This is a genomic window from Burkholderia sp. Bp9099 (assembly GCF_003857805.1).
Lineage (GTDB): Bacteria > Pseudomonadota > Gammaproteobacteria > Burkholderiales > Burkholderiaceae > Burkholderia.
On record NZ_QTPU01000036.1, the window covers coordinates 39191 to 65850 of the forward strand.

Sequence of the window (26660 nt, forward strand, 5' to 3'; positions counted from 1 at the left end):
CTCGTTTATGATGGAACACCTCCGCTTCACCCGCTTTCTTCGATGACGTCCGAACGTCCCGCCGACTCCCGCACGCACACCGCACCGCCCGCCGACGACTGGCAGGACGACGGCAACTATGCGTCCGGCGCGCCCGAGCACGATTTCGCGGTCCGGCGCGTGACGCTGATCGTGCTGCTGGTCGCGGCGATCGTGCTGCCGTGCATCTACGTGTCGGTCATGGCGTACAACGACCTGAAGGCCCGCGAAGCCGCGGCGAGCGACGTGACGATGCGCACCGTGCGCGTCGCCGAGGAACATGCGCTCAAGGTGTTCGACCTGAGCGAGACGCTCGATGCGCGCATCGTCGACCTCGTGCAGGACATGGACGACGCCACCGTGCGCCGCCACGAATCCGACATCCACGAAGCGCTGAATACGATCGGCGGCGGCTATCCGCAGGTGGCCGCGGTGTCGATCTTCGGTGCGAGCGGGATGCTGCTCGCCAACAGCCTCTACTATCCGGCGCCCTATGCGTCGATCGCGAACCGCGACGACTTCGCCGGCATCCGCGACGGCCGCGTGATCGAACACATCTCGAAGCTGATGATGGGGCCGCTCAAGCTCGAGAACATCCCCGTGTTCAACACGGGCGTCGCGCGACGCCATAGCGACGGTTCGTTCGCCGGAATGGTGTCGATCGCGCTGAAGTCGTCGTATTTCAACGCGTTCTACCGCGACCTGCTCGGCGGCGCGGCCACCCCGATGACGATGGCGCTCGCGCGTTCCGACGGCGCGGTGATCGCGTCGTATCCGCCGCCGCCGTCGCTCGCGCACACCGATCTCACGGCCACCTTCGGCAACGCGCAAAGCGATCCGCGCGCGGGCGTCGTGCGGGTGCGCCACGACGGCGCCAGCAGCGAGATCGTCGCGTACCGCCAGGTCGGCAGCTACCCCGTGTACGTGACCTGCGCGTACCGCACGTCGGCGATCTGGCGTGAATGGTACGAACACCTGAGCGTGCTGTTCATCTCGATGTTCGCGCCGTCGATCGCGCTGTGGTCGGTGATCTGGCTGTCGCTGAAGCGGCTGAAGGCGGAAGAGGAGGCCTGGGACCGCTGGCAGGCCGAAGCGTCGATGCGACGCTCGATCGAATCCGCGTACCGGCAGTCGCGCAAGATGCAGGCGCTCGGCAACCTGGTCGGCAGCGTCGCGCACGACTTCAACAATCTGCTGATGATCATCTCGAGCAACGTGCAGATCGCGCGGCGACGCGGCGTCCAGCATCTCGACAAGGAACTCGGCGCGATCGAACGCGCGCTGAAGAACGGCCAGTCGCTCACGCGCCAGTTGCTCGGCGTCGCGCGCAAGCAGCCGCTGCACAGCGAGACGATCGACGTCGGTCAATGGCTCGGCACGTGCCGCGAACTGCTGAAGACGTCGCTCGGTTCGAAATCGCTGCTGGTCGTCGCGATCGAGCCCGGCGTATGGCCGATCCGGGTCGATGTCGCGGAGCTCGAGCTCGCGGTGATCAATCTCGCCGTCAACGCGCGCGATGCGATGACGGTCGGCGGCCGCTTCACCGTCGGCGCGCGCAACGTGACGCTGCGCCGCGAGGACGGCTTTCCGCTGACCGGCGACTTCGTGCAGATCTCGCTCGACGATACGGGCTCGGGCATGCCGCCCGACGTGCTCGCGCGCGCGTTCGAGCCGCTCTTCACGACGAAGGCGCAGGGGATGGGAACGGGGCTCGGGCTGCCGCAGGTGTTCGCGTTCTGCGAGCGCTCGGGCGGACTCGCGACGATCGACAGCGCGGTCGGCGCCGGGACCTCGGTGCGCCTCTACCTGCCGCGCGCACGCGCCGAGGACATCGTCGCGCGACCGCAGGCCGCCGTGCACGACGCGGGCGGGCTTGCCGGCCTGCACGTGCTGCTGGTCGAGGACAACAGCGAAGTCGCGGCCGGCACCGAGGCGCTGCTCACGCTGCTCGGGCACCGCGTCACCTATGCGCCCACCGCCGACGACGCACTGCGCCTGATCGAAGGCGCGGCCGCGAACGACGCATTCGACCTGGTGATCTCGGATATCCACATGCCGGGCCGCCTGAACGGCATCGATCTCGCCGAAGCGATCGACAAGCGGCCGGGGAAGCTGCCCGTGATCCTCGTCACGGGTTACGCGGAGGAACTCGACCGCACGCGTACCGTCGACGTGCGCGTGCTGTCGAAGCCGTTCGACATCGCGCTGCTCGACGAGATCCTGCTCGGCATCCGCGAAGCGCGCGACGCACGGCACGCCGGCGCCTGACCCGCGGCATGCGGGCCGGTGCCGGCGGCGGCAAGGAAACGGCGATCAGGCCGCCTTCAGCACGCGCACCCAGTCGACGTAGCGGTCGACGAAACCCTGCAGGAACTTGCGGGTGTCTTCGCTGACGATCTGGCCCTCGTCGTCGATACGCGCCGGGTCGTGCTTGATGAACATTTCCGGCTGGCCGAGCGTCTTCACGTCGAGATACGCAAGCACGTTGCGCAGGTGCTGCTGCGCGAGCGCGGTACCGGTCGCACCCGGTGACGTGCCGAGTACCGCACCCGGCTTGCCGGACCACGAGTTGTGCCCCCACGGGCGCGAGCCCCAGTCGAGCGCGTTCTTCAGCACGCCCGGGATCGAGCGGTTGTACTCGGGCGTCACGAACAGCAGCGCGTCGGCCGCCTCGATCGACTGCTTGAAGCGCTTCGCGACTTCCGGAAAGTCCGCGTCGTAGTCCTGGCTGTAGAGCGGCAGTTCGCCGATCTCGACGAATTCGAACGAGAAATCGGCGGGGGCGAGCGAGATCACGGCTTGCGCGAGCGCGCGGTTCCAGGAACCGCGACGCAGGCTGCCGACGACGACTGCAACACGATAGGACATGGCTTTCTCCTTCCGGTGAGTAAGGAATCGGGTCGATTGATTCTGGACAGGCGACAAAGGTCTGTTTATAGGCAAGCCAGCCCGCGAGCCGTCCCACGGGGCCGACCGGCCGACTTTCCACAAGGTTTTCCACAGAAATTGTGGATAACTTGACCGTTATGGTCTTATGTTACAGACCGCCCGCGTCGCGATTTCGCGGCGCGCGACGCCGGGCTTCGGCAAGCATAGCGCAGCGCGCCAGCCGGCTTCGTGAATTCGCGACGGAACATGCGTTGCAGCGCAGCGTCTCGCCCAGTAAGCTGCTCGCACACCGCGATGCGCCCGCCCGGTGGCGCGCACGCGAGCGCTTTCGCTTCGTAAGGCTCCCGACCTGCCATGCTGTCCGCGTACGACGATCCTGCCTATCTCGCGCAACTGCGGCGCGACCTGCTGCGCTTCGCGCGACTCCAGCTCCGCGACACCGATGCGGCCGAGGATGCCGTGCAGGAAGCGCTGACCGCCGCGTGGTCGCATGCGGGCGAGTTCGCGGGACGGTCCGCCCACAAGACCTGGGTGTTCGGCATCCTGCGCAACAAGCTGATCGACATCCTGCGCGCGCGGCAGCGGACGGTGAGCCTGTCCGCGCTCGATGCGGAACTCGACGGCGAATCCGCGCTCGATCGCGAACTCTTCAAGGAAAACGGGCATTGGGCGCCGCACACGAAGCCGCGGCCGTGGCCGCGCCCCGAAACGCTATTGCAGCAACAGCAGTTCTGGATGCTGTTCCAGGTCTGCCTCGACCACTTGCCGGAACACATCGGGCGCGTGTTCATGATGCGCGAATTCCTCGACGTCGAGATTGCCGACATCTGCAGCGAACTGACGTTGACGACGAATCATTGCAGCGTGTTGCTGTATCGGGCGCGCACGCGCCTGCGCACCTGCCTCAGCGAAAAAGGAATGACGACCGAAGATGCTGCCGGGGAAATGTAGGGACGTGACGCGACTGCTGTCGGATGCGCTCGACCGGTCCTTGACGCTTCATGAGCGCATGCAGGTGCATGTGCATCTGCCGACTTGCGGCGGATGCCGCGTGTATCGCGGGCAGATCGCGCTGCTGCGGACGGCAGCGCATGCGGCGGCAGGGCGGGGGACGGGGGATGAAGCGGGTGGCGATCGGGATGAGTCGTCGGGCGACGGGCAGGGCTGAGTTGCTGCCTTGTGATTTCTGCTACGAGCGGTTCATTTGATGACGGCTGGGAGCGTAGCCACGGTGGACGGTTGTGATATTCGAATTCAGTCGAGCGATCCGACGCGTCTCGTGATTGCTGCTACGAGTGGTTCCATCGATGACTGCTGGCAGGGCAGCCACGGTGGACGGTTGTGCTAGTCGAATTCAACCGGTCGATTCGATGCGTCTCGTGATTTCCGCGACGCGCGGCTCATTTGATGACCATCGGCAGCGTAGCCACGGTGGTCGGTTGCGGCCCGCGAATTCAGCCGCTTATTCCCGGCGCGCTCGCGCCGGGATGATACGATAAGAAAAATACGCCGAACAACAATTATTCGAACAGCGCGCGCACCGACTCGGGCGGACGACCGATGGCCGCCTTGCCTCGATACACGACGATCGGACGCTGCAGCAGAATAGGATGAGCCGCAATCGCTTCATAGGCCTCCGCGTCGGTCAGACTCGCACGGGCAAGATCCAGCGTCTTGTACGGCTCTTCGCCGTCGCGAAGCATGTCGCGCACCGGGCGCCCGAGCTGACGATGCAACGCTTCCAGTTCCTCGACCGTCGGCGGCGTCTTCAGATACTCGACGACATTCACCTGCGTGCCGGCGGTGTTCAACGTCTCGACCAGTGCGAGCGTCTCGCGGGACTTCGAGCAGCGGGGGTTGTGGTAGATCGTGATCATCATTCGGACCTGGATAGGAAAGGCACGTATTGTAGCCAGTCTCGTTGCGTGCGTTTGGGCGGGGACCGGCACGCGGGCGAAAGGGGAGTTGGAGTACGGTGCGGCGTGCGGGGAGGAATCGTTCGCGCCGACGAGCGTGCAGAGCGCGTGATGCCTTTATGCGCATAAAGTGCGTTGTATGGACCATCGCCAAGGCCGTCTACGGCGGGGAGCGCAGATGAACAACGACGCATCGCTCTGGCGTGTTGCAGGTTCCGACGCGAGGGCCACCCGCACGGTTTATGCGTCGCCGAGTTTATGCGCATAAAGCTATCGCTTCGCGAGGTGGGGAGGTCCACTGATATCGCGACTGGCCCGGACACTTCGATGCCTCGAACGATCAGCGGGGCGATACGCGATCGCGTCCGTCCGGGGCATTGTCTCGGGACGTATTAATGCGCGCTTGCCGACGTGGGGCCGCCGATCGCGGCCGAGCCTCTCGATGGTTTATGCGCATAAACGCTGGGGGCGGCCAGCGCTTCACCGCTTCACCGCTTCGCCACTGCACGCTGCACGCTGCACGCTGCACGCTGCACGCTGCACGCTGCACGCTGCACGCTGCACGCTGCACGCTGCACGCTGCGCACGGCGCACGGCGCACGGCGCACGGCGCACGGCGCACGGCGCACGGCGCACGGCGCACGGCGCACGGCGCACGGCGCACGGCACACGGCACACGGCACACGGCACACGGCACACGGCGTGAGTATCGCGCCGGCCTGGGTCGCGCCGCGTTCGTCATCCAGGCTCATGCTCAAGCGAGGACGACGACTCGCAGATGCTCTCCAGCACCGCCGAAGTTTATGCGCACAAACTCCTCCGTCACCAAGGCCCCGCGCGTTCGGCTATCGACGGGGCAGGCGCCAACACATTGCGCCGATCAGCTTCTCGAACGAGGGGGCAGAAACGCCTGTCGTCACGACGATCCATCCGCTCATCATCCACCGCAGCAATCTCGCCGCCATCCGCTGCAGTCAGCCAGCGTCCCCATTCGTTTATGCGCATAAACCGATGACCCGAATGGCTAACGCGTAGTTGGCAAACGACAATTTCATTGAAATATAAATATCGTCCTGTAGAATTCCAACGACCAAAAACAGGAGTGAAAATTGGCCGCGGAAATCATTGCAGTCACTCAACAAAAAGGTGGCGTCGGCAAAAGCACGATTGCCATGCACCTCGGCGCGGCATTCCATGAGAAAGGGAAGCGCGTCCTCGTCATCGACGCCGACGGTCAAAACACACTGGTTCACTGGTCGAGCGCATCCGGTGACAGCGACGCCGGCATCCCGTTCCCGGTCGTCAATCTCGCCGAAGCCGGCGGCCAGATCCATCGCGAGATCAAGAAGTTCATCAACGACTACGACATCATCGTCGTCGATTGCCCGCCGTCGATCACCGAGAAAGTCTCCGGCGTCGTGCTGCTGGCCGCATCGATCGCCGTGATTCCGACTTCGTCGTCGCCAGCCGATTACTGGTCGAGCGTCGGGCTGGTGAAGCTGATCCAGCAGGCGCAGGTGATGAACGAAGACCTCCGTGCCGTCTTCCTGCTGAACAAGACCGAAGAGAAGCGCATGCTGACCCGCGAGCTCAAGCGTGCGCTCGAGGAGCTCGGCTTCCCGTTGCTGAAGACGCAAATCCCGACCCGGGAAGCGTACAAGCAGGCAATGGCGCTCGGTCAGACCGTGCTGCAGATGAACGATCGCGGCGCCAAGCTGGCCGCCGCGGAAATTCGCGCATGTGCCGACGAAATCGTCGCCATGCTGCCCTGACTTTATGCGCATAAAGGAGTCACATGAAACCCTCCCAATTTGCAAAAGGATTCCAAGCGCGCCCGGATATCACGACGAGCGAGAAGCGCACGGCGCTTGATCGGCTGAATGCCATCGACGGCATCGTCAAATCCGAGACGGCCACGCCGGTCCCGACGAAGTCCGCCAAGAAGGACATCACGCCGCCACCGTCTCCGGACGTCCTGCTCGATCCGTCGATCGACGAGTCGCCGCAATATCGCGCGTGGCGCCTCGAGAACCGCTATGCGCCCGGCCAGGTAATCGAACTGCCGTTGAAGGCGATCAAGCATAGCCCGTTCAACCCGCGGCACTTCTATCTGAAGTCGTCGATTGCCGAACTCGCGGTCAACCTCGCGAAGCAGGGGCAGCAGCAGGCGATCCACGTGATTCCGGACTATGACAATCCGGGTTCGTATTTCGTCAGCGATGGCGGCCGCCGCGTGCGCGCGCTGAAGGAAGCGAACAAGGAGTCGGTAAAGGCGATCGTGATCGACGTGCCGATCGGGATCCAGAGCTACAAGCTCGGCTACGACCTGAACGTGCAACGCGATTCGCAGACGGTGTTCGACAACGCCGTCGTATGGCGCCGCTTCCTCGACGACAAGCACTTCCTGAGTCAGAAGGAACTGTCCGAGCATCTCGGCCTCGACGAGTCGACGGTCGCGGTCGCGCTGTCGATCGGCAAGCTGCCGGAAAGCGTGATGCAGGAGATGGTCGCGCGTCCCGATCGTTTCGGTTCGAACATGGCGTATCAGGTCGGCCGTTATCACAACGCGCGCGGCACCGAGGCGACGCTGCGCCTGATCAACAAGATCGTGTCCGACGATCTCAGCACGCGTCAGGTGTCGGACATCGTCAAGGGCCGCGTCGCGGCGCAGGAAACGCCGAAGCCGGCGGGCCGCCAGCGCTATGCGCAGCGTCTCGAGATCAAGCTCGGCGGCAAGTCGGTCGGCGACCTGAAGTCGTATGGCGAAGACCGCATCGAACTGCGCCTGCGCGGCCTCCCGAAGGACAAGCGCGACGCGATCCTCGAGCAGCTCGAGCGGATGCTGTTGTCGGACTGATGGAAACGGCCGGCAGGGCCTGGCGATGCGCCGGGCCCGCCGGTTGGGCGGGCGGCCGGCGGCGGCCCGTCAGAGGGGCCTGAACAGGCCTCAGGCGGCCCGCGATTGATTCAGGGTGAACGACAGCAGGTCGCCGTCGGTCGGCTCGCCCCAGGTCTTCTGAGCCAGCCAGTCGAAAAACGCCGTCTCGGCCAGCTTCGAATCGAGGCCGCGCTTGCGCCAGTCGTCACGCAGGTGCGAGCCCATCGTCGGCAGCACTTCCGACTCGAACGACTCGCGCGCCACTTCGCGCTCCGCGTCGCCCTGCTCCTCGTACAGCACCTTCGCTTCCTTGCGGCGGAACGCCGCGAATTCGCTCAACAGACGCGCCTTCAGATCGTCCGGCTGCGCCGCGACGACCTTCGCGGCAGGCGCGCCCGACGGCAGCGCGTCGACGGACTCGACCGGCGGCGCATAACCCTTCTTCAGCGCATCCTTGAACAACGCGGGCGCGCTGCGCACCGGCGGCAGCGTCGTGCTGCGCATCCGTTGCTCGGTCATCTGCAGCGCGGCGCGAATCCGGTTTTCCTCGCTGTCCGCGTAGAGCGTCTGCGCTTCCTTGAGCGGAATGCCGAGCTTCACCATCCGGTCGACCAGCGTGCTGTCGAACACGTTCGGATGCTCGTCGAGCGCGAGCATCGGCTGCTTGCGCTCGGTCACACGGAACTGGATCTCCGCGACCCGGCGCCCTTCGCGATGTTCGATCAGTTCGACGAAGATATTGGTGACCGCATTGACCTCGGCGATCGCCGGACGCAGGTAGTCGCGCTTGAAGTACTTGTACTCGCGCTTCGCCTCGTCGCCGGCTTCGGTATCAGGCGTGCCCGACAGGATCGGCCGCCACCATTCCCACGGCTCGCGCATCGTCAGGTGGCTCGGGTTCGTCAGGTAGCGCACGCAGATCTCGTAGAGCGCGAGACCGGCGCTGCTGCGCAGCTGGCTCTGGAACTGCAGGCTCAGACGCGCGTACTGGACCGGGTCGAGCAGCTTCTTCTTGATCTTCGGTGCGAACGAGAATTCGACCCACACGCGGCGGGTAGCCGGATCCTCGAGAATTTCGGCATCGGCGATCAGCGTCGAGATCCCCCACTTGCGGCCCGGCTTCTGGCTCGACGTCCCCGTGCTCCATTCAACCTGGACCGACACCATGCGGCGCAGGTGTTCCTTCACCAGCGCGGTGTCGTTCGAATCGAAGGCGGAGTTGGCGACGATATCCGACAGCAGCGCGCGATACGTATCGCCCGAGTCGTCGGCCTGCTGCGCGACGGCGAGCAGGACGTTGAACAGCTTGCGGGTCAGGAGCGTGATCTTGCCGCTCTTCGGCTGAATTGCGATCGCCTCGACGGCCTTACGCAATTCGGCTGAACTGGCACTCACCACATCCACATCGGTTTTCTTGGCGCGCTTCGTGGCCATGCGTCGGGTCGGAGGAGAAGTTTCACGGAAGGATAGCGCCTGTGGTGATGTGCGTCCAGAACGACATGCTCACCATAGCGGGTGAAGTGCGCGTGTGAAACGGCACTCACCCCAACCCTCTCCCGAAAACCCTCACCGGTCCGGATTTACAGCGTTTCGGACTCGTCCAGACGTGTCGCGGGATGCGCGGATTCACAGATTTTCGCCTGTGCTCGACACGTGCGAAACTTGCTCCCGTATCGGCTCACCTTTCGATTTGTCGTAATTTTGCGACTGCACTTCCGGATCCTCGTCACAGGGTCGCCACTGGACGTCGCGACATCGAGCGGACAGGCCCGCACCGGCCTGTATGCATGTACAGGCGCGGCTGACCGGGGCGACCGCAACCACGCCCGGGACCCGGGAAGCGCGCCAAAAAGGATGCGCCTCGAGGCCATCGAAGCCGATTCACAGGCCCGGGCGCGCATTGTACAGCGCACAGAAACCGTTCGGTCCCGAAAATTCTCACCTCAACGGCTCGGAATTCTGTGCCCCGGATCCAGACGAGTCCCCGGCGCACGCGGGATCGCCAGCCAGGACCTCCCGAAAAGCCTCACCTTATTGAAAAAAGCGGCGCTCCAACGGACGCGGATACGGCTCCCGAAAAACCTCACCGTAACCGCCGCGGTATCAAAAATGTCAATGCCGTCCGATACTTATGTGCAGCAGGCGTTCCGCTGTGTCCGGCGATCGTCCCCCGAAAAGCCTCACCTTTGCAGCAGGCGAACGTCGGCGGCAGCTGTGTATCGACTCCTGAAAACTCTCACCTGTGCCAAAAAGTGGCACAGCAAAAATCAGATTTCTGCCAGTCCCGGCGGGCTTTTCAGCGAATTCGCCCCGTTATGGGTCCCGAAAAGCCTCACCTTTGCCCTATTTTCGAGCAAATGGCGCTCCCGAAAAGACTCACCTATCAGGCAAACGACAGCCTGTGATCGATGTCCCGAAAAAGCTCACCTCAACGGGATCCGGGCAGGAAAACCCGGATTTCGCTCCCGAAAAGCCTCACCTTTCAGGCTTCACAGGCCCCGCAGGGCACTTTTGCTGTGCAAAATGACCGTCGGTTCCCGGAAATCCTCACAGCAAATCCCTGTGGAGTCCCGTGAAACCTCACCTTTCATGAAAACTGCCCAAAAGATGGGCAGAATAGGGGCGCGAGTAAGGTCCCGCAAATTCTCACCTATGTCTGCACAGGCAGAAAACTGTGCGCGCAGACACAGCGCGGGTTCCATGGCTGTGCAGCCCCGAAAAACCTCACCTTTGGGAAATCTCGCATTTCACTGTGATCCCGAATCCGCTCACGACCTTTCCTGCATCGGCTCACGCAGATCCCCGAACCCCATCACTTCAGCTCCCGCAGAAGATCACCTTGATTCCCGTAAAACTTCACCTTGTCGGCCGGAAAGCCTTGCTACATAAGGCTGTGCCGTGGCGTTAACGTTTTTAACTAAGGGTTCAAGGGTGTTTACTTCTAATACTCTCAAGACATCGGTCGTCGAGTTTTCCACAGAGACCCCAACCCCTGAACACCGACAGTGAGCGTGACGCCCATCATGTGAAACAAATGCCCTTTTTCGGGGCTTGCTAAAAAACGCTTTCAACACAAGTACTTGGCTCGCTTTCTTCGCTTTGTTTCACGGAATCGGGACGCTGGCTCATCCAGATCGGCTCACAGCGCCGATTTCTGTGCACAGTGACGTAAATTCACCGCGGCCGACAAAAACAGGTATCAAAAAATACGTATTCCGTTATGATCACAACATTTCAATGTCTGTGAGTCCTGCCATGACGCTGGATGAAATACGTGAAGCCATCCGGGAAGAACTCGAATCGCTACGCGCGAGCGGCGCGCGCCGCCAGGAGTTGTCGCTGCATGCCTGCAAGCGCCTGTTTTTCGATCTCGGCATCCGGCCGTCGGCCGCCAATGTCCGCGATCTGACCCAGACCGGCAGTGCCAGCGACATTCCGAAGGACATCGATCATTTCTGGGAACGGATCCGTGCCGCGTCGAAGGTTCGGCTCGACGGTGCGGCGATTCCGAAAGCGGTCGAGGAAAAGGCGGGCGCATTGCTCGGCGCGCTATATGAAGAGGCGTTGAAAGCGGCCAGGGAAAGTCTCGATGTCGACCGCGAGCAGATCCGCGCCGGCGTGACCGATGCGGAACAGCGGCTGCGCGACGCCACGGTTCGCCAGGAAACCCTCGAGGGCGCGCTGACGCGCAGCGAAGCCCGCAACGAGCAGTTGCAGGCGCGTGTGACCGAGCTCGAGGTGCAGCTGGCCTCGCAATCGACGCACGGTTCGGCAAACGAGGCGACGCTGCTCACCACAGTCGCCCGACTCGAAAAGGAACTGGCCGCCATGGCCGGCCGCGTCGATGCCGAACAGACGCAGAACGCGGCGCTGCGCGACCGTATCGACACGCTGCAAGCCGAATTGCAGCAGCGCACCGAACACTATGCGCAGCAGATCAAGGATGCGGTGGCCGAAGCCGAGCGCCGCGTCAAACCGATGCTGGTCGAGCTGGACTCGCTGCGCAGCATGGCGTCGACCTATCAGAGCGGTTTGCGCGACGTGCAACGCAAGGAATTCGATTTCCTTCAGCAACTGAGTTCGACCAAGGCCCGCGCGGACCGGCTCGAGGAACAGCTTCGCAGCCAGGGCGACGAGTTGGAGCGCGCGACGCGCGAGGTGAATACGCTGCGCGCGAGCCGCGGGATGAACCCGGAGATTTCCGCGCTGATCCGGCGCCTGGCCGATGCCGGTCAGCTGGATGCCGATGCGTTTTCCGCGATCGGGACGTCACTGGACCATGAAATTCCGGTGCCGACCCAGTGCCCGCATTGCGATGGCGAACCGGAGTTGTCGCACGGCGACGACGGGTTCGAAGTATCGTGCCCCGAATGCGAACATGCGTCGGGGCCCTGGCCTTCACGATTCGAAGCGATCGCACGCTTTGCACGCGATTGACGCGCCGGTCGGCACAGCGATCGCACAGGTGAGGTGATGCGGGACGCGTGAGGTGAGGTTTTTCGGGAGCGGGGAAACGGTGAGGCTACGCTGCACAAGGCTGCTCACGGATCACGTCGCGTGAGCAGCCGGTTCGTCATCAGTGAGTTTCGTCCTGGTCGGAAGCGTCACCATTCGCGAGATCGTCACGCCAGTTTTTCCACGCGCGGTGCAGCCGGTTCGACGAGATCGGCCGCACGAAGCCGAGCCATTTGCCGACCCGCTCGGGCGGTACGTCGTGTTCGAACAGCTCGGCCGCATAGGTATTGCGCAGCGTTTGCGGACTCGCGCGCGCGGTGCGCGACGACGTCAGCCCCGCGGATTCGACGATCGCGTCGATCGCGCGCAACATCGTCGCCTTGTGCATCGGCCGCCCGGCGTGCGATGCGGGAAACACGAGCTCGCCGGGAATCTCCTGGCGCTTGCGCTCCACGAGCCACGCTTCGAGCAACGCGATCGCGAACGACGCCAGATGGGTTTCGCGCGCGAAATCGGGATGCGTCGACGGGATCTGCAGCGACGTTCCGCTCGTATTGATGCAACTAATCGTGAGCACGCGTGCTTCGCCGGTCTTCACGCCGGCGCCGAGAAACGCGGCGACGAGCGCGCGGTCGCGGCGCTCTTTCCAGTACGCGGAGCCGGACACGCCGATCGGCGAAAACAGGTAGGCCAGCAACTTTGCGCGTTCGGCCGGCGTCAGGAAACCGGTTGGCTCGTTGTCGCGTGCCTGACGCCAGTTCGCTTCGCCATCCTGAGCAATGAAGCGGGCCGGGTTGGTGGACGCGAACTCGGTGCGCCGGATGTGGTCGAGCACGCGTTCGATCAGCCGCAAATAACGCATTCGCTGCGTTTTCCGGATCGGAAGCTCGCCGACGAAGTTCGCGATCGTTGCGGTATCGACCGTGGCCAGGTTTTTCTGGTTTGCACGCAGCCAGGCAAGAAAGGCGCCCCATTGCGCGCGGTAGACGTCGGCCGACGAACGGCGGTAGTCCTGCATGGCAAGCCACGCGTCGAACGCGGCTTCGGGCGAGATGATCCAGTCGGACGCGCCGCGGTCGAACAGATCCTTTTCTTCCGGGCGTGCCGGGGTGTCGGAGGGCGTGGGAAGGGACATGTCATTTATTCCGTTAGTTGCGTATATGGTAGCCCTTTCCGCAACGTCGCGGACAGCAGGATGCGGGAGCCGCCCACCGTGTCGGACGCTCGGGGCCTGACGTCAGTCGCCCCACGCCTTCGACGGGCGGTGAACGCGCTCGCGGGGCGCCGCTTCCTGCGATTTGGCCGCGGCTTCATACGCGAGGACCGCGAACGAGAACACGGCGGGCAGCGCATTCGATCGGCCGAAGTCGATCGGATCGTCCGTTTCGGGAAAGGTCATGTCCGATGGCCGTTCGAACAGTTGACGCATGCCGGCCTCGTGCCGGCTGGCAAAACCGAGATCGGCGAGCGCCTCGGCTTCGATCGCGTGCAGCAGGCGCCACGACAGCGGGACGCGCTGACGGATGTAGCGCCCGGCTATATGGCGGACGATCAGTTCGAGGTCGTGCGCGGCAGCCTTGAAGCTGAGCGCGGCCAAATCTTGTTCTTCTGTCATCGCAGGCTCCTGTCGACCGGCGCGGGCGCCTCGGTGCGCCGCCCCAGCCATGCATGGCGGAATGTTCGTTTACTGTACAAACATACAGTATTTTCCGCAACTGGCCTTTCGGCCAGCTAGCCGCATCGTCAGCGATGAATCACGATCAGTAGTGCGCGTGCCTCGGCCTTGCCGGGGTTGCGGATCGCGTGCGGCGTGTCGGCCGGGTAGCGCGCGGTGTCGCCCGCCTTCAGGCGTCGGCTCGCCGCCGCGGCTTCGATTTCCATCGCGCCCTGCAGCACGGTGAGGTGCTCGCGCGTGCCGGGTTCGTGCGCGTTCGACACGAGCGCGCCGCCGCCCTGCAGCGTCAGTTCGTACCACTCGAACTTGCCGGCCAGGTCGATCGGGCCCCATACGCGCAATTGATAGCGGCCGTCGTGGCCGGCGAGCGTCGGGATGTCGTGCGGGCCGTCCACGCGGATCGTCTCCGGCGCTTTCGGCTGAGAGAACAGCTCGTCGAGCGTGATGCCGAGCGCATTCGTGAGCCGCCATGCGACCGCGATCGTCGGATTGGCCTTGTCGCGCTCGATCTCGGAGAGCATCGACTTCGATACGCCAGCCGCGCGCGACAGGTCGTCGAGCGTCAGCTTGCGCTCGTTGCGCAGGCGCTGGATTTGCTCGCCGACGCGCGGCGGCGTCACGCCCGGCGCTTGCGGTGCGGCGCTGGCAGGCGTGCGCCGCGACGCGGAGGAACTTGCCATTTGGTTTCCGTTCGCTTAGAGTTGTTCGGTATTTCGAATTCTAGTTCGGAATATCGGATAAATGCGGTCAACCGAACGACCGACTATAACAGTAGCAGGCCGTTGCGCTGCCGCCACGAGTGACGCGCGACGGGATGCGAATCCCTGTCAGGAGCTTTGCGATGCGTGATGCCTTTCTCGCCCAGGTGCGCGGGACGCTCGACCAGATCCGCGCGGACGGTTTTTACAAGACCGAGCGCGAGATCGCGAGTCCCCAGGCGGCGGCCGTGCGGCTCGCCGGCGGTGCCGGCGTGCTGAATTTCTGCGCGAACAACTATCTCGGTCTGGCGAACGATCCGCGCCTGATCGCCGCGGCGCAGGCCGGTCTCGACCAGGACGGCTTCGGCATGGCGTCGGTGCGCTTCATCTGCGGCACGCAAACCGTGCACAAGCAGCTCGAAAGCGCGCTGGCATCGTTTCTCGGCACCGAGGACAGCATCCTCTATTCGAGCTGCTTCGATGCGAACGGCGGCCTGTTCGAGACGCTGCTCGACGAGAACGACGCGGTGATCAGCGACGAGCTGAACCACGCAAGCATCATCGACGGCATCCGTCTCTGCAAGGCGAAGCGTTTTCGCTACAAGAACAACGACCTGTCCGACCTCGAGGCGAAGCTGAAGGAAGCCGACGCCGCGGGCGCGCGCCACAAGCTGATCGCGACCGACGGCGTGTTCTCGATGGACGGCATCATCGCCGACCTGAAAGGCATCTGCGACCTCGCCGATCGTTACGGCGCGCTCGTGATGGTCGACGATTCGCACGCGGTCGGCTTCATCGGCGCGCATGGCCGCGGTACGCCCGAGCACTGCGGTGTCGACGGTCGCGTCGACATCATCACCGGCACGCTCGGCAAGGCGCTGGGCGGCGCATCGGGCGGCTACGTCGCGGCCCGCCGCGAGATCGTCGAATTGCTGCGCCAGCGTTCGCGCCCGTACCTGTTCTCGAACACGCTGACGCCGAGCATTGCCGCGGCGTCGTTGAAGGTGCTGGAACTGCTCGGCAGCGACGAAGGGGCGAAGCTGCGCGAACGCGTGCGCGAGAACGGCGCGCGTTTCCGCGAGCAGATGACGGCCGCGGGTTTCACGCTCGTGCCGGGCGCGCATCCGATCATCCCGGTGATGCTCGGCGACGCGCAGCTTGCGACCAACATGGCCGACAAGCTGCTGGCTGAAGGCGTCTACGTGATCGGCTTCTCGTTCCCGGTCGTGCCGCGCGGTCGCGCGCGCATCCGTACGCAGATGAGCGCCGCGCATACGCCCGAACAGATCGATCAGACGGTCGCCGCGTTCGTGCGCGTCGGCAAGTCGCTCGGCATCGTCTGACGGAGGCGCGACCATGAAAGCACTGGCAAAGCTCGAACGCGGCCCGGGCCTCACGCTCACGCGCGTGAAGCGCCCCGAAGTCGGACACAACGACGTGCTGATCAAGATTCGCCGCACGGCGATCTGCGGCACCGACATCCATATCTGGAAGTGGGACGACTGGGCGCAGAAGACGATTCCCGTGCCGATGCACGTCGGTCACGAATACGTCGGCGAGATCGTCGAGATGGGGCAGGAAGTGCGCGGCTTCGCGATCGGCGATCGCGTGTCAGGCGAAGGCCACATCACGTGCGGCTTCTGTCGCAACTGTCGCGCGGGGCGCCGGCATCTGTGCCGCAACACCGTCGGCGTCGGCGTGAACCGTGAAGGCGCGTTCGCCGAGTACCTGGCGATTCCCGCGTTCAACGCGTTCAAGATTCCGCCCGAGATCTCCGACGATCTCGCGTCGATCTTCGATCCGTTCGGCAACGCGACGCATACGGCGCTGTCGTTCAATCTCGTCGGCGAGGACGTGCTGATCACCGGCGCGGGCCCGATCGGCATCATGGCCGTCGCGATCGCGAAGCACGTCGGCGCGCGCAACGTCGTGATCACCGATATCAACGACTACCGGCTCGAGCTCGCGCGCAAGATGGGCGCGACGCGCGCGGTCAACGTCGCGCGCGAGTCGCTGCGCGACGTGATGGCCGACCTGCGCATGACGGAAGGCTTCGACGTCGGTCTCGAGATGTCGGGCGTACCGAGCGCGTTCACGAGCCTGCTCGAGGCGATGAATCACGGCGGCAAGGTCGCGCTGCTCGGCATTCCGCCCGCGCAGACGGCGATCGACTGGAACCAGGTGATCTTCAAGGGGCTCGAGATCAAGGGCATCTACGGTCGCGAGATGTTCGAGACCTGGTACAAGATGGTCGCGATGCTGCAAAGCGGTCTCGATCTGTCGCCGATCATCACGCATCGCTTTGCGGCGGACGATTACGAGAAAGGCTTCGCCGCGATGCTGTCGGGTGAAAGCGGCAAGGTGATTCTCGACTGGACGGTCTGAGCGCCGGCGGGGCGGTTCGGTACGTTTGCCGGCTGCCTCGCTCGTGCGGGCATGAGCGTTTGTCGGGGCTGGGCCGCTTCGACGAACGCGTAAGGTGAGAATATTCGGGAGCTGTGTTTGCGTACCGAACGGCGGCTCGATCATGCTGCCGCGTGTCGCGCAGGCGTGGAATTCAACGGGCTGCACGTCGTTTCTCGTCAGCGATACGAGGGCGATCGCACTTCGATTCCGCAGCACTCATCGGTGACATGCAATCGCGCATGCACCTCACCCATCAGCGCCGCTCCGCTGCCCACTCCGTCGCGTCGCTCGGCGCGTGCTTTTCTTCCTGCCCTTCCGTTTTCGCTTGTCGTGCCTGAATAGTGGGCCCTTGCCGCATCATCGCGTGTCATGGTTTTGCCCTGCGTCAGCGCCAGCACGTCACCACGCAACCCGGTCACGGCTCGGCCTCGAGGCGTGAGCCGATCACCGACATGCAACTCACCCATCAGCCCGCCAGCCGGCATCGATCGGTGCGCTGCCTGCTATTCGATCCGCTCACCGTTCGGCCATCGCGGCTCGAGTTGCAGACTCAACACGACGAGCCAGCGTTTCGGGCATTGCGGTGCGATTTCGATCAGATCGCCATGCGCGCCGGACACCGTCACGAGTCCGTTTTGCGCTGCATTCCGATACGCGCGCGATGCGTCCGCCTGAAGCCAGAAGCTGACCAGCGCGCACGTGACGAAGCGGAACAGCAGCAATGTCGCGGCTTCCGGCGTGTCGCCCAGCAACACGAGCAGGCTGTCGAACGCGAGCGTCAGCATCTGCGTGACCGCGATCGTGATGACCGTCAGCTTCACCAGCCCGCGCATGCGCAGTGCTGCCCGCGTGCGGGCGCGACGTAGTGCGAGCCGCGCGCGATCGTCGTCGCTTTCGCGTCTCACGACGCCGCTCCGGCGCGCTGCGCGACGTCGATCGATGTCGTGTCGGATACAGGCATCGGCGCGCCCGCTACGCCAACCGCCTTGCACAGGATCGCGCTGTCGTAGCTGTGTCCTGCAAACCGCATCACGTCGATCAACCGAAACCCTTCGCGACGATAGAAGTCGACGAGCCGGACAGCCGCATGCGGCGCATCGAGCGCGATGTGCGTCGCGCCACGCGCGGCAGCCCGCCGTTGCGCGAACGCGAGCAGCGCACGGCCGATGCCGCGGTCCTGCCAGACCGGATCGACGGCCAGCTGGCCGAGCGTCGCGACGCGTCGGCTGCGATACGGATCGCAACGCGAATCGGGATCGTGCGGTTGCATCGTGATCGTCGCGACCAGATGCGCGTTGCCGAGCGCGACGAAACACTCGCTGGTGAGCATGCGTTCGCGCGTCGCCGACGCCGGCTGGTCGACACCCGGACAGTTGAAGCCCGCGGCGCCGAGTGGCGCGTACGCACGATGCAGCAACGCGGTCAGCGACTCATACGAATCGCTGCGCGGATCGAAACGCCTTACCACCACGCGGCCGTCGAGCCGCTTCGCATAAGCCGCATAGGCACGCGCGGAGCGTGCGGATTCCGGTCGCTGCATGATGTCCTTTCGGCCAGACAGGGTGACCGAAGTGTAGTGAGCCCCCCGCGCCAGCTTCAAGAAAAAATGTCGTAAACGCCGGCTGCAATGCGCCGCTCGCCATCGGGACCATGCGGCGATCGGCCCTTCCGACGGCAGGGCCTTTTCACGCGGCTGTTGACGAGGGAGAACGATCGTTCTACCGTAAACCCATGAACACACATGATGACCTCTCCGGCGAACCGGCCGTTCGCGACCGGCTGCTCGACGCGGCCGAGGCGCTGATCTACTCGGGCGGCATCCACGCCACGGGTGTCGATGCGATCGTGAAGCGATCCGGTGCCGCGCGAAAGAGCTTTTATTCGCATTTCGAATCGAAGGAGGCGCTGGTCGTGGCCGCGCTCGAGCGCCGTGACGAACGCTGGATGCGCTGGTTCGTCGACGCGACGCTGGCGCGCGGCAAGTCGCCGCGTGCGCAGTTGCTCGGCATGTTCGATGTGCTGCGCGACTGGTTCGTGGAACGCGATTTTCACGGCTGCGCATTCCTGAACGCGTCCGGTGAAATTGCCGACGCCGACGATCCGGTGCGCGTCGTCGCGCGCATGCACAAGGCGCGCTTGCTCGCGTTCGTGCGCGAGCGGTTCGACGCGTATGCCGACGCAGCCGGGATCGAGCGCCGCGGGCTGGCCCGCCTCGCACGTCAATGGCTGGTGCTGATCGACGGCGCGATCGCCGTGGCGCTCGTCAGCGGCGATGCCGTCGCGGCGCGCGATGCGCGCGCAGCCGCCGAATGCTTGCTCGATACGGTGTCTCGAGCGTCGCAGTAACGCGTCCCAACCGGCTGCGTTCGTGCGCAGCCCAACCTTGAACAGGAGCATCCCATGTCCGCTTCCCCGGAAGTTCGTCCGCCCGTTCCGCCCTTCACGCTCGACACGGCGCGCCAGAAAGTGCGCGCCGCGGAGGATGCGTGGAACACGCGCGACCCGCTGCGCGTGTCGCTCGCCTATACGCCGCAGAGCCGGTGGCGCAATCGCGCGGAGTTCGTGACGGGCCGCGACGAGATCGTCGGCCTGCTGCAGCGGAAATGGACGCGCGAGCTCGACTACCGGCTGATCAAGGAGCTGTGGGCGTTCGACGGCAATCGCATCGCGGTGCGATTCGCCTACGAATGGCATGACGACGCCGGCAACTGGTTCCGCTCATACGGGAATGAAAACTGGGAGTTCGACGAAAACGGCTTGATGGCGCATCGCCACGCGAGCATCAACGATCTGCCGATTCGCGAAGCGGACCGCCTGTACCACTGGCCGCTCGGCCGCCGTCCGGACGATCATCCCGGCCTGTCCGATCTCGGGCTGTGACGCAGCACGATGACGACGCGTGAACGCGTTCGATCACGCATCGAGCGTGCCGCCTGTGCTCAACGGTGAGGAAATTCGGGAGCCGTGTATTGAGGTGAGAGTTTTCGGGAGAAGGAGCGATTCCGTGCGGGACGGTGTGATTCTTCACGTCCCGCGTCTCACCGATCATTCTTCGCAGGAAACGGCGCGATTGCGCTGACGGAAGCGCCGTGCGCATTGCAGTGCTCGCGCTTTCTTTGCGTTGCCCGCGCGCGAAACGAATGCGACATCGACACTGGCGGGATTCGATCGGTGTGTAGCGATGCGCGATGCAACTCACCGCTCGACTTCGACGTGATGCCGGTTACGGCGATGGATCGACACGTGACCGTGCGTGTCACCGCATCGCGTTGCTCACCGTTCGAAATCACATCGATACCGACACGCGCGCGTCCAGGCCCGCACATCGGAATCAACCAGGGTGCGCGGCAGCCGGTCGTGTTGCTCACCCCTGAACATGCATCCATCGACCACCTGCGCGCGCCCTGCGCATCGTTCCGTCAGCCTGCGATCCGCGCCGCGATCGCTTCACCCACTTCCTGCGTTCCTGCCTGGCCGCCGAGATCGCGCGTGCGCGGCCCGGTGCGCAGCACGTCCTCGATCGCCGCGACGATCGCATCGTGCGCTTCGCGTTCGCGGCCCGCGCCGTTGCCGAGGAAGTCGAGCATCATCGCCGCCGACCAGATCATCGCGATCGGGTTCGCGACGTACTGGCCCGCGATGTCCGGCGCGGAGCCGTGCACCGGTTCGAACAGCGACGGAAACGTGCGATCCGGGTTCAGGTTCGCCGACGGCGCGATGCCGATCGTGCCCGTGCAGGCTGGCCCGAGGTCGGACAGGATGTCGCCGAACAGGTTCGACGCGACCACGACGTCGAAGCGGTCGGGCTGCAGCACGAAGCGCGCGCACAGGATGTCGATGTGCTGCTTGTCGACGGCGATCTCGGGATAGCGCTCGCCCATCTCGGCCGCGCGCGCGTCCCACCACGGCATGCTGATCGCGATGCCGTTGCTCTTCGTCGCGACGGTCAGGCGCTTCGCGCGGCGCTGCGCGAGCTCGAACGCGAACTTCAGCACGCGCTCGGTGCCGTGACGCGTGAAGATCGACTGCTGCATGACCACTTCGCGCTCGGTGCCTTCGAACATCGTGCCGCCGACCGACGAATATTCGCCTTCGGTGTTCTCGCGCACGATCATGAAGTCGATGTCGCCCGCGTTGCGGCCGGCGAGCGGCGACGGCACGCCGTCGAACAGGCGCGCGGGCCGCAGGTTGATGTACTGGTCGAACTCGCGGCGGAATTTCAGCAGCGAACCCCACAGCGAAATGTGGTCGGGCACCGTCGCGGGCCAGCCGACCGCACCGAACAGGATCGCGTCCATGTCCGACAGCTGTGCCTTCCAGTCGTCCGGCATCATCTTGCCGTGCTGGGCGTAGTAGTCGCAGCTCGCCCAGTCGATCTGTTCGAACTGGAAACGGATGCCGAAGCGCGCCGTCACGGCGTCGAGCGCGCGCAGGCCCTCGGGCATCACTTCACGGCCGATGCCGTCACCGGGGATGACGGCAATCCTGTACGTCTTGTCGCTCATGCAAGCCTCCTTGGCTGTTCGGGCCGCCGGCAGCGTGCGCAGCGGAACGTGACGCCATTTTATTTATTTCCATTCAGATTAAAATCGTGCGAAAGGTTAATCGACTTTCCACGAATCGTGAACAAATCGCCGAATCTCGACGACCTGCGCGTCTTCAGCCTGGTCGTCCGCCTGACGAGCTTCAGCGCGGCCGCCGAGCAGCTCGCGGTGTCGCCCGCGTACGTGAGCAAGCGCATCGCGCTGCTCGAGGCGCAGCTCGGCACGCGGCTGCTGCATCGGTCGACGCGCCGCGTGACGGTCACCGAGGCCGGCGAACGCGTGTTCGCGCGTGCCGAGAAGATTCTCGACGACGTCGATCATCTCGTCGAGGATGTCTCGACCACGCGCTCGGTGCCGCGCGGCACGCTGCGCATTTCGAGCAGCTTCGGCTTCGGCCGCCACGTCGTCGCGCCGGCGTTGCTCGACTTCTCCGCGCGCTATCCGCAGCTGAACGTGCGGCTCGATCTGTTCGACCGGCTCGTCGACGTCGCGGGCGAAGGCTACGACCTCGACGTGCGCATCGGCGACGAGATCGCCGATCACCTGATCGCGCGCCGCCTTGCCGCGAACTACCGCGTGCTGTGTGCGTCGCCCGACTATCTCGCACGACGCGGCACGCCGCGCACGCTCGCGGATCTCGCGTCGCACGACTGCCTCGCGATCAAGGAGCGCGACCATCCGTTCGGCGTGTGGCGGCTGAACCTGCGCGGAGAAACGGCAACGGTGAAGGTCGGCGGCGCGCTGTCGACGAACCACGGCGAGGTGGCCGTGCAATGGGCGCTGGCCGGGCGCGGGATCGTGCTGCGCTCGATCTGGGAGGCGGGGCCGCTGATCGAACGCGGCGCGCTGCGGCGCGTGCTGCCGGACGTGATTCAGCCGGCGAACATCTGGGCGGTCTATCCGGAACGCGTCGCGGCTTCGGCGAAGGTGCGCGTGTGCGTCGATTTTCTGGCGGAGGCGCTCGCCGGGTTGAATGCCGCGGCGAGCGACGATGCGGGCTGAAATCGGCGAAAGGTGAGCTTTTACGGGGGCATGTCTGCGACGTCGGCACATGCCCGTTTTGGGCGTGCCATCGCGTCATGGGCCGACACGACGCAACAGGCGGCGATACGTCGATGGCCGCGAGGCACGAGCCCGACCGACGATGATGCCCGCACCCGCACCCGCACCCGCACCCGCACCCGCACCCGCACCCGCACCCGCACCCGCACCCGCACCCGCACCCGCACCCAAACCGCGGCTCAAACCCGCGGCTCCGGCGTCAAGCCGCTTTCGCAGCGCTCTCCGTGCCGAGCATCAGGTCGAGATTCTGCACGGCCGCGCCGGATGCCCCCTTGCCGAGATTGTCGAACACGGCGGACAGCAGCACCTGACCGTGATCGTCATTGACGAACACGCTCAGCCGCAGGTCGTTCGTACCGTTCAGCGCCTGCGGATCGAGATGCGTGATCGTGCGCGTATCCGCGAGCGGCGTGACCTCGACATGGCGCGCGCCGGCGTAATGGTGCGCGAGACACGTGTGCAGCAACTCACCAGTCACGCCGGCCGGAAGAAGGCGCAGCTCGATCGGCACCGTCAGCACGATGCCCTGCCGATAGGCGCCGTAAGCCGGCACGAACAGCGGACGATGCGCGAGCCCGGCATGCAGCTGGATCTCGGGCGCATGCTTGTGCGCGAGCGCGAGGCCGTAGACCTGCAGCGGTTTCGCGCGCGCGGCGTCGTTCGATTCGAATGCGTCGACGGCGGCGCGGCCGCCGCCCGAGTAACCCGACACCGCATGGATGCTCACCGGGTAGTCGCGCGGCAGCAGGCCGGCCTGTTGCAGCGGCCGCAGCAGCGCGACCGCGCCTGTCGGATAGCAGCCCGGATTGGTGATGCGCCGTGCACGTGCGATGGCCTGGGCGTGCCCGTCGGCCATCTCGGGGAAACCGTAGACCCATTCCGGTTCGGTGCGATGGGCCGAGCTCGCATCGATCACGCGTACCGCCGGATTCCGGATGAAGCCGACCGCTTCGCGCGCGGCGGCGTCGGGCAGGCACAGAATCGCGATATCGCATGCGTTGATCGCTTCGCCGCGCCGCGCGGGGTCCTTGCGCTCGGCATCCGGCAGCGTGACGAGCCGCAGGTCGGTGCGATCCCGCAGGCGCTCGTGGATCTGCAGTCCGGTCGTACCTTGGTCGCCGTCGATATAGACAGTAGGGAGGCTCATGATGGTCGCGTTCCTCGTTTCGGGCATCGGGAAAGCCGTATCGTCCATCGAACGCCTAGAATAGGAAAAGTTGAATTTCCTGATGATCGGATTCAGTTTTCCTGAACGAGAGGTGGGCATGCGCGAGATCAGTCTGGACCGGCTGCGTACGCTGGTCGCAATCGCCGACCAGGGATCCTTCGTGGCCGCCGCGCAACTGCTGCATCTTGCGCCGCCGACGGTCAGCCTTCATGTCGCCGAACTCGAAAGCCGCATCGGTGCGCCATTGCTGTCGCGCACGCGCGGCAACGTGCAGCCGTCGACGATCGGTGCGGTGCTGGTGGAGCGGGCGCGCCGTCTGCTGGCCGAGGTCGAGTCGACCCTCGACGATGTCGAGCGGCAGGTGCAGGGTTTGACCGGGCGCGTGCGCCTCGGCGCGTCGACCGGGGCGATCGCCCATCTGCTGCCGCAGGCGGTGGCCCGGCTGCGCGAGCAGCATCCGGACATCGATGTCCAGATCGCGGTGCTCACGTCGCACGACACACTGGCGCGGATTGCGCAGGGCTCGCTCGACGTCGGGCTGGTCGCCCTGCCGCAGGCGGCGGTCGCGGGGCTGTCGATCCGCGCGTGGCGGCGCGATCCGGTGCTGGCCTTTCTGCCCGCGGACTGGCGGCTGCCGGCACGCGTGACGCCGGCCTATCTGGCCGCGCGCCCGCTGATTCTCAACGATGCGACCACCCGCCTGTCGCGGCTCACGACGGAATGGTTCGCGCTCGGCGGCCACCGGCCCGAGCCGCGCATCGAACTCAACTACAACGATGCGATCAAGAGCCTGGTCGCCGCGGGTTACGGCGCGACGCTGCTGCCGCACGAGGCGGGCGCCCCGTTGCCCGACCCACGCATCGTCATGCGGCCGCTGCGTCCGGCGTTGTGGCGCGAACTGGGCATCGCGCATCGGGCCGGCCCGGTCGAGCGGTCGACCCAGCACGTGCTCGACGCGTTGTGGGCGCTCGGCGCGCGCTAGGGCGCTCAGGGAACCGCGCCGCCGTCCTACAGCCGGTTGTCCTTCGCGAGCATCAGCACGCGCGCCCAGCGCTGCGCATCGCGCTTGTCCATCATCGGCAGTTTCCATTCGCCGCGCACCGCGTCGCGCACGCGCACGACGAGATGCCAGCGGCCGCCGATCGGCGCCGCCTCGCAGCCGTCGAGCTGCGACAACGTATAGCGGCCGTCCGCGCCGTCGTGCGACAGCCACAGCAGCCCCTGCGTCGCGGACACGCGCACCTCGCCCCACGCGCGATGCACGATGTGGGTCCAGCCTTGTTCCTTCGTGTTCGGTGCGATGTCGCGGCGGCGCTTGATCCACCATGCGATCAGCGCGATCAGGATCGCGGCGGCGAGCACGGCGGCCGCGATCGCGACCAGCTGGCCGAACTGCGCGGCGATGACGTGAAACAGGTGGACGGCGCCCCATCCCAGGGCGATGAGCGCGAACAGCGCAATGAAGATCGGCATGTCGAATCGGAACAGAGGACGGACCGGCGCAGCCTGCACGCCGGTCCGTCGCACACGGCATCACCGGCGGCGGTGAATGTCGTGCGTGACGAAGCCCGCGTCGTTGGTGGGCAGCGCGAGGCCGTCCTTGACCGCGAGCGTCTTGCGGATGTCGTCGAGACCCGCGCACCAGTGGTCGCGCATCGTCGACAGACCGAACTGATAGTCCTTGTAGTGGTGCTCGTACGCCTTCTGCTGATAGATCAGGTGCTGGATGTTGTACTTCTTCCCGCTCGACATCGCTTCAGCCTCGATGCACCACGGGTCGTTCTTGCGCTGCTCTTCCGGCACCTGCTCGAGCACGTGGCGCAGCACGTTGCGGTAGCGCTGTTCGCGCTGCAGCGTATCGGTGACGAAACGCGTGCGGCTCGAATACTGCACGTCCTTCGTGCGTTCCGCGACGTCGGCCATCGTGCGCGGCAGCGGCCCGCGCGCGCTCCACAGATCGACCTGGAACGCGAGCGTGTCGCGCCGCGGACGCGCGCGCAGCACTTCCATCAGGGGCGTGTTCGATACGACGCCGCCGTCCCAGTAATACTCGCCGTCGATCTCGACCGGCGGGAACGCGGGCGGCAGTGCGCCGGACGCCATGAAGTGCTCGGGTTCGAGGCGGATGCGCGAGTTGTCGAAGTACACGAAGTTGCCGGTGCCGACGTTGACCGCGCCGACCGACACGCGCGTCTCGCCCGAGTTGATCCGGTCGAAATCGCACAGCTTGAGCAGCGTCGCGCGCAGTGCCGACGTGTCGTACCAGCTGATCTTTTCCGGATGATCGGACACGCCCGGCAGCGGCGGCGGGAAGCGCGGCGAGAAGAAGCCCTGCTGGCCCTGCATCATCGCGCTTGCGGCCTGCGATGCGGTGAAGAACGTGCGGACCTGGTCGATGCTGTTGAACAGCGCGAATTCGAACGCGGCCGGAATCGCGGGAAAGAACGCCGGCTGGCAGATCGTTTCCCAGAATTGGCGCAGCCGCTCGACGCGATGTTCGGGCGCATTGCCGGCGATCAGCGCGGTGTTGAGCGCGCCGATCGAGATGCCTGCGATCCAGTCGAGCGGAACGCCCGCTTCGTGCAGCCCTTCGAACACGCCGGCCTGATACGCGCCGAGCGCGCCGCCGCCCTGCAGGACGAGCGCGATGGTTTCGTACGGCAGCGACCGCGCAGCGGCCGGCGCGCCGGCTTCGTGTTGCAGGTCCGCCGCATCGACGGCCTGCTTTTCTGTACGCGCGTGCGGTTTCATCAGTTGCTCCGAGAAATCCCGCCGTGGACGGCGGTGACGGATGGCGTGGCGTCGACTGACGGCACGCCATCGCAAGAATGGGCGGTAGTACGGGAATCGCCTCCCGTCAGGGAGGCGAGGACCTTACTGCATGAACCAGCCGTGGCTGACGACGAACGACTGGCCCGTGAGCGCGGCGCTCGGGAACGCCGACAGGAACA

Annotated in this window: 25 protein-coding genes; 12 read left to right on the forward strand and 13 right to left on the reverse strand. The window is 65.2% G+C overall.

The genetic code is table 11. The annotated features are described in order from the left end of the window. Positions 1 to 42 precede the first annotated feature (42 nt). On the forward strand, positions 43 to 2286 hold the full coding sequence (locus DIE17_RS31575) for a hybrid sensor histidine kinase/response regulator (RefSeq protein ID WP_124529084.1): 2244 nt from the start codon (positions 43 to 45) through the stop codon (positions 2284 to 2286). A gap of 45 nt (positions 2287 to 2331) precedes the next feature. Here the strand turns inward: DIE17_RS31575 and DIE17_RS31580 are convergent, their stop codons facing one another. Beyond that, the gene (locus tag DIE17_RS31580; RefSeq protein WP_044848764.1) at positions 2332 to 2886 is read right to left on the reverse strand and encodes an NADPH-dependent FMN reductase; all 555 of its coding nucleotides are present in this window, start codon (positions 2884 to 2886) and stop codon (positions 2332 to 2334) included. A 375-nt stretch (positions 2887 to 3261) separates the two neighbouring features. Here DIE17_RS31580 and DIE17_RS31585 point away from each other — a divergent pair, with 375 nt between their 5' ends. Then, positions 3262 to 3858, forward strand: a complete 597-nt coding sequence (locus DIE17_RS31585; RefSeq protein ID WP_124485974.1) for an RNA polymerase factor sigma-70 — start codon at positions 3262 to 3264, stop codon at positions 3856 to 3858. Next, on the forward strand, positions 3839 to 4075 hold the full coding sequence (locus DIE17_RS31590; protein WP_124485973.1) for a zf-HC2 domain-containing protein: 237 nt from the start codon (positions 3839 to 3841) through the stop codon (positions 4073 to 4075). Before DIE17_RS31585 ends, DIE17_RS31590 begins: the two co-directional genes overlap by 20 nt. A gap of 352 nt (positions 4076 to 4427) precedes the next feature. Here DIE17_RS31590 and arsC read toward each other — a convergent pair whose 3' ends face one another. Next, on the reverse strand, positions 4428 to 4784 hold the full coding sequence (arsC, locus tag DIE17_RS31595) for an arsenate reductase (glutaredoxin) (RefSeq protein ID WP_044848770.1): 357 nt from the start codon (positions 4782 to 4784) through the stop codon (positions 4428 to 4430). A gap of 1148 nt (positions 4785 to 5932) precedes the next feature. Between arsC and parA the strand changes: the two genes are divergently transcribed. Beyond that, a complete protein-coding gene (gene parA / locus DIE17_RS31605) occupies positions 5933 to 6595 on the forward strand; it encodes a ParA family partition ATPase (RefSeq protein WP_040138954.1) in 663 nt (220 codons plus the stop codon). A gap of 23 nt (positions 6596 to 6618) precedes the next feature. Further along, the gene (locus tag DIE17_RS31610; protein ID WP_124485972.1) at positions 6619 to 7680 is read left to right on the forward strand and encodes a ParB/RepB/Spo0J family partition protein; all 1062 of its coding nucleotides are present in this window, start codon (positions 6619 to 6621) and stop codon (positions 7678 to 7680) included. A gap of 90 nt (positions 7681 to 7770) precedes the next feature. Here the strand turns inward: DIE17_RS31610 and DIE17_RS31615 are convergent, their stop codons facing one another. Beyond that, on the reverse strand, positions 7771 to 9135 hold the full coding sequence (locus DIE17_RS31615; protein WP_044848760.1) for a replication initiation protein: 1365 nt from the start codon (positions 9133 to 9135) through the stop codon (positions 7771 to 7773). Positions 9136 to 10956: 1821 nt separating this feature from the next. Here DIE17_RS31615 and DIE17_RS31620 point away from each other — a divergent pair. Beyond that, positions 10957 to 12138, forward strand: a complete 1182-nt coding sequence (locus tag DIE17_RS31620; protein WP_044848759.1) for a DNA-binding protein — start codon at positions 10957 to 10959, stop codon at positions 12136 to 12138. A gap of 139 nt (positions 12139 to 12277) precedes the next feature. Here DIE17_RS31620 and DIE17_RS31625 read toward each other — a convergent pair whose 3' ends face one another. From DIE17_RS31625 to DIE17_RS31635, 3 genes are all read right to left on the reverse strand, one after another. Further along, entirely contained in the window at positions 12278 to 13291 is a 1014-nt protein-coding gene (locus DIE17_RS31625; RefSeq protein ID WP_124485971.1) for a tyrosine-type recombinase/integrase, read from the reverse strand. 102 nt (positions 13292 to 13393) lie between these two features. Continuing rightward, positions 13394 to 13771 (reverse strand): DUF2471 family protein, encoded by a 378-nt coding sequence (locus tag DIE17_RS31630; protein ID WP_124485970.1) that lies wholly within the window; start codon positions 13769 to 13771, stop codon positions 13394 to 13396. Positions 13772 to 13899: 128 nt separating this feature from the next. Next, complete coding sequence (locus DIE17_RS31635) at positions 13900 to 14511, reverse strand: helix-turn-helix domain-containing protein (RefSeq protein WP_124921601.1); 612 nt, start codon at positions 14509 to 14511, stop codon at positions 13900 to 13902. Between the two features lie 161 nt (positions 14512 to 14672). Here DIE17_RS31635 and DIE17_RS31640 point away from each other — a divergent pair, with 161 nt between their 5' ends. Next, a complete protein-coding gene (locus DIE17_RS31640) occupies positions 14673 to 15872 on the forward strand; it encodes a glycine C-acetyltransferase (RefSeq protein ID WP_124485968.1) in 1200 nt (399 codons plus the stop codon). A gap of 13 nt (positions 15873 to 15885) precedes the next feature. After that, on the forward strand, positions 15886 to 16914 hold the full coding sequence (gene tdh, locus DIE17_RS31645; RefSeq protein WP_044848754.1) for an L-threonine 3-dehydrogenase: 1029 nt from the start codon (positions 15886 to 15888) through the stop codon (positions 16912 to 16914). A gap of 524 nt (positions 16915 to 17438) precedes the next feature. Here the strand turns inward: tdh and DIE17_RS31650 are convergent. Both DIE17_RS31650 and DIE17_RS31655 read right to left on the reverse strand, forming a co-directional pair. Then, positions 17439 to 17840, reverse strand: a complete 402-nt coding sequence (locus tag DIE17_RS31650; RefSeq protein WP_124520182.1) for a hypothetical protein — start codon at positions 17838 to 17840, stop codon at positions 17439 to 17441. Then, positions 17837 to 18475: a GNAT family N-acetyltransferase gene (locus tag DIE17_RS31655; protein WP_124520184.1), complete on the reverse strand. Its 639-nt coding sequence runs from the start codon at positions 18473 to 18475 to the stop codon at positions 17837 to 17839. Before DIE17_RS31655 ends, DIE17_RS31650 begins: the two co-directional genes overlap by 4 nt. Positions 18476 to 18666: 191 nt before the next feature. On the opposite strand from DIE17_RS31655, the gene DIE17_RS31660 reads away from it, so the two are divergent. Further along, the gene (locus DIE17_RS31660) at positions 18667 to 19281 is read left to right on the forward strand and encodes a TetR/AcrR family transcriptional regulator (protein ID WP_124921602.1); all 615 of its coding nucleotides are present in this window, start codon (positions 18667 to 18669) and stop codon (positions 19279 to 19281) included. 54 nt (positions 19282 to 19335) lie between these two features. Beyond that, a complete protein-coding gene (locus DIE17_RS31665; RefSeq protein ID WP_124485965.1) occupies positions 19336 to 19815 on the forward strand; it encodes a DUF1348 family protein in 480 nt (159 codons plus the stop codon). A 158-nt stretch (positions 19816 to 19973) separates the two neighbouring features. Here the strand turns inward: DIE17_RS31665 and DIE17_RS31670 are convergent, their stop codons facing one another. Both DIE17_RS31670 and DIE17_RS31675 read right to left on the reverse strand, forming a co-directional pair. Next, positions 19974 to 20303, reverse strand: a complete 330-nt coding sequence (locus DIE17_RS31670; protein WP_124485964.1) for a hypothetical protein — start codon at positions 20301 to 20303, stop codon at positions 19974 to 19976. Between the two features lie 51 nt (positions 20304 to 20354). Continuing rightward, positions 20355 to 21440, reverse strand: coding sequence for a tartrate dehydrogenase (locus DIE17_RS31675; RefSeq protein ID WP_044848750.1), 1086 nt, complete (start codon positions 21438 to 21440; stop codon positions 20355 to 20357). Positions 21441 to 21557: 117 nt separating this feature from the next. Between DIE17_RS31675 and DIE17_RS31680 the strand changes: the two genes are divergently transcribed. Beyond that, positions 21558 to 22481 carry a LysR substrate-binding domain-containing protein gene (locus DIE17_RS31680; protein WP_124520192.1) on the forward strand — a complete coding sequence of 308 codons (924 nt, stop codon included), beginning with the start codon at positions 21558 to 21560 and terminating at the stop codon, positions 22479 to 22481. 259 nt (positions 22482 to 22740) lie between these two features. Here DIE17_RS31680 and argC read toward each other — a convergent pair whose 3' ends face one another. Next, a complete protein-coding gene (gene argC, locus DIE17_RS31685) occupies positions 22741 to 23688 on the reverse strand; it encodes an N-acetyl-gamma-glutamyl-phosphate reductase (protein ID WP_124666270.1) in 948 nt (315 codons plus the stop codon). A gap of 118 nt (positions 23689 to 23806) precedes the next feature. Here argC and DIE17_RS31690 point away from each other — a divergent pair, with 118 nt between their 5' ends. Continuing rightward, a complete protein-coding gene (locus DIE17_RS31690; protein ID WP_124666392.1) occupies positions 23807 to 24691 on the forward strand; it encodes a LysR family transcriptional regulator in 885 nt (294 codons plus the stop codon). Between the two features lie 26 nt (positions 24692 to 24717). Here the strand turns inward: DIE17_RS31690 and DIE17_RS31695 are convergent, their stop codons facing one another. Together DIE17_RS31695 and DIE17_RS31700 are read right to left on the reverse strand one after the other, a co-directional pair. Continuing rightward, the gene (locus tag DIE17_RS31695) at positions 24718 to 25182 is read right to left on the reverse strand and encodes a hypothetical protein (RefSeq protein WP_124485961.1); all 465 of its coding nucleotides are present in this window, start codon (positions 25180 to 25182) and stop codon (positions 24718 to 24720) included. A gap of 60 nt (positions 25183 to 25242) precedes the next feature. Continuing rightward, the gene (locus DIE17_RS31700) at positions 25243 to 26460 is read right to left on the reverse strand and encodes a patatin-like phospholipase family protein (RefSeq protein WP_185500303.1); all 1218 of its coding nucleotides are present in this window, start codon (positions 26458 to 26460) and stop codon (positions 25243 to 25245) included. Between the last annotated feature and the right edge of the window lie 200 nt (positions 26461 to 26660).

What these genes read in the sequence shown, in the direction of transcription:
- tdh (WP_044848754.1), top strand. Translation starts at nt 15,886, where the DNA reads ATGAAAGCACTGGCAAAGCTCGAACGCGGCCCGGGCCTCACGCTCACG.
- DIE17_RS31590 (WP_124485973.1), top strand. Translation starts at nt 3,839, where the DNA reads ATGCTGCCGGGGAAATGTAGGGACGTGACGCGACTGCTGTCGGATGCG.
- argC (WP_124666270.1), bottom strand. Translation starts at nt 23,688, where the DNA reads ATGAGCCTCCCTACTGTCTATATCGACGGCGACCAAGGTACGACCGGA.
- DIE17_RS31700 (WP_185500303.1), bottom strand. Translation starts at nt 26,460, where the DNA reads ATGAAACCGCACGCGCGTACAGAAAAGCAGGCCGTCGATGCGGCGGAC.
- DIE17_RS31635 (WP_124921601.1), bottom strand. Translation starts at nt 14,511, where the DNA reads ATGGCAAGTTCCTCCGCGTCGCGGCGCACGCCTGCCAGCGCCGCACCG.
- DIE17_RS31665 (WP_124485965.1), top strand. Translation starts at nt 19,336, where the DNA reads ATGTCCGCTTCCCCGGAAGTTCGTCCGCCCGTTCCGCCCTTCACGCTC.
- DIE17_RS31690 (WP_124666392.1), top strand. Translation starts at nt 23,807, where the DNA reads ATGCGCGAGATCAGTCTGGACCGGCTGCGTACGCTGGTCGCAATCGCC.
- DIE17_RS31660 (WP_124921602.1), top strand. Translation starts at nt 18,667, where the DNA reads ATGAACACACATGATGACCTCTCCGGCGAACCGGCCGTTCGCGACCGG.
- DIE17_RS31625 (WP_124485971.1), bottom strand. Translation starts at nt 13,291, where the DNA reads ATGTCCCTTCCCACGCCCTCCGACACCCCGGCACGCCCGGAAGAAAAG.
- DIE17_RS31580 (WP_044848764.1), bottom strand. Translation starts at nt 2,886, where the DNA reads ATGTCCTATCGTGTTGCAGTCGTCGTCGGCAGCCTGCGTCGCGGTTCC.
- DIE17_RS31675 (WP_044848750.1), bottom strand. Translation starts at nt 21,440, where the DNA reads ATGAGCGACAAGACGTACAGGATTGCCGTCATCCCCGGTGACGGCATC.
- DIE17_RS31620 (WP_044848759.1), top strand. Translation starts at nt 10,957, where the DNA reads ATGACGCTGGATGAAATACGTGAAGCCATCCGGGAAGAACTCGAATCG.
- DIE17_RS31610 (WP_124485972.1), top strand. Translation starts at nt 6,619, where the DNA reads ATGAAACCCTCCCAATTTGCAAAAGGATTCCAAGCGCGCCCGGATATC.
- DIE17_RS31655 (WP_124520184.1), bottom strand. Translation starts at nt 18,475, where the DNA reads ATGCAGCGACCGGAATCCGCACGCTCCGCGCGTGCCTATGCGGCTTAT.
- arsC (WP_044848770.1), bottom strand. Translation starts at nt 4,784, where the DNA reads ATGATCACGATCTACCACAACCCCCGCTGCTCGAAGTCCCGCGAGACG.
- DIE17_RS31575 (WP_124529084.1), top strand. Translation starts at nt 43, where the DNA reads ATGACGTCCGAACGTCCCGCCGACTCCCGCACGCACACCGCACCGCCC.
- DIE17_RS31630 (WP_124485970.1), bottom strand. Translation starts at nt 13,771, where the DNA reads ATGACAGAAGAACAAGATTTGGCCGCGCTCAGCTTCAAGGCTGCCGCG.
- DIE17_RS31615 (WP_044848760.1), bottom strand. Translation starts at nt 9,135, where the DNA reads ATGGCCACGAAGCGCGCCAAGAAAACCGATGTGGATGTGGTGAGTGCC.
- DIE17_RS31640 (WP_124485968.1), top strand. Translation starts at nt 14,673, where the DNA reads ATGCGTGATGCCTTTCTCGCCCAGGTGCGCGGGACGCTCGACCAGATC.
- DIE17_RS31695 (WP_124485961.1), bottom strand. Translation starts at nt 25,182, where the DNA reads ATGCCGATCTTCATTGCGCTGTTCGCGCTCATCGCCCTGGGATGGGGC.
- DIE17_RS31585 (WP_124485974.1), top strand. Translation starts at nt 3,262, where the DNA reads ATGCTGTCCGCGTACGACGATCCTGCCTATCTCGCGCAACTGCGGCGC.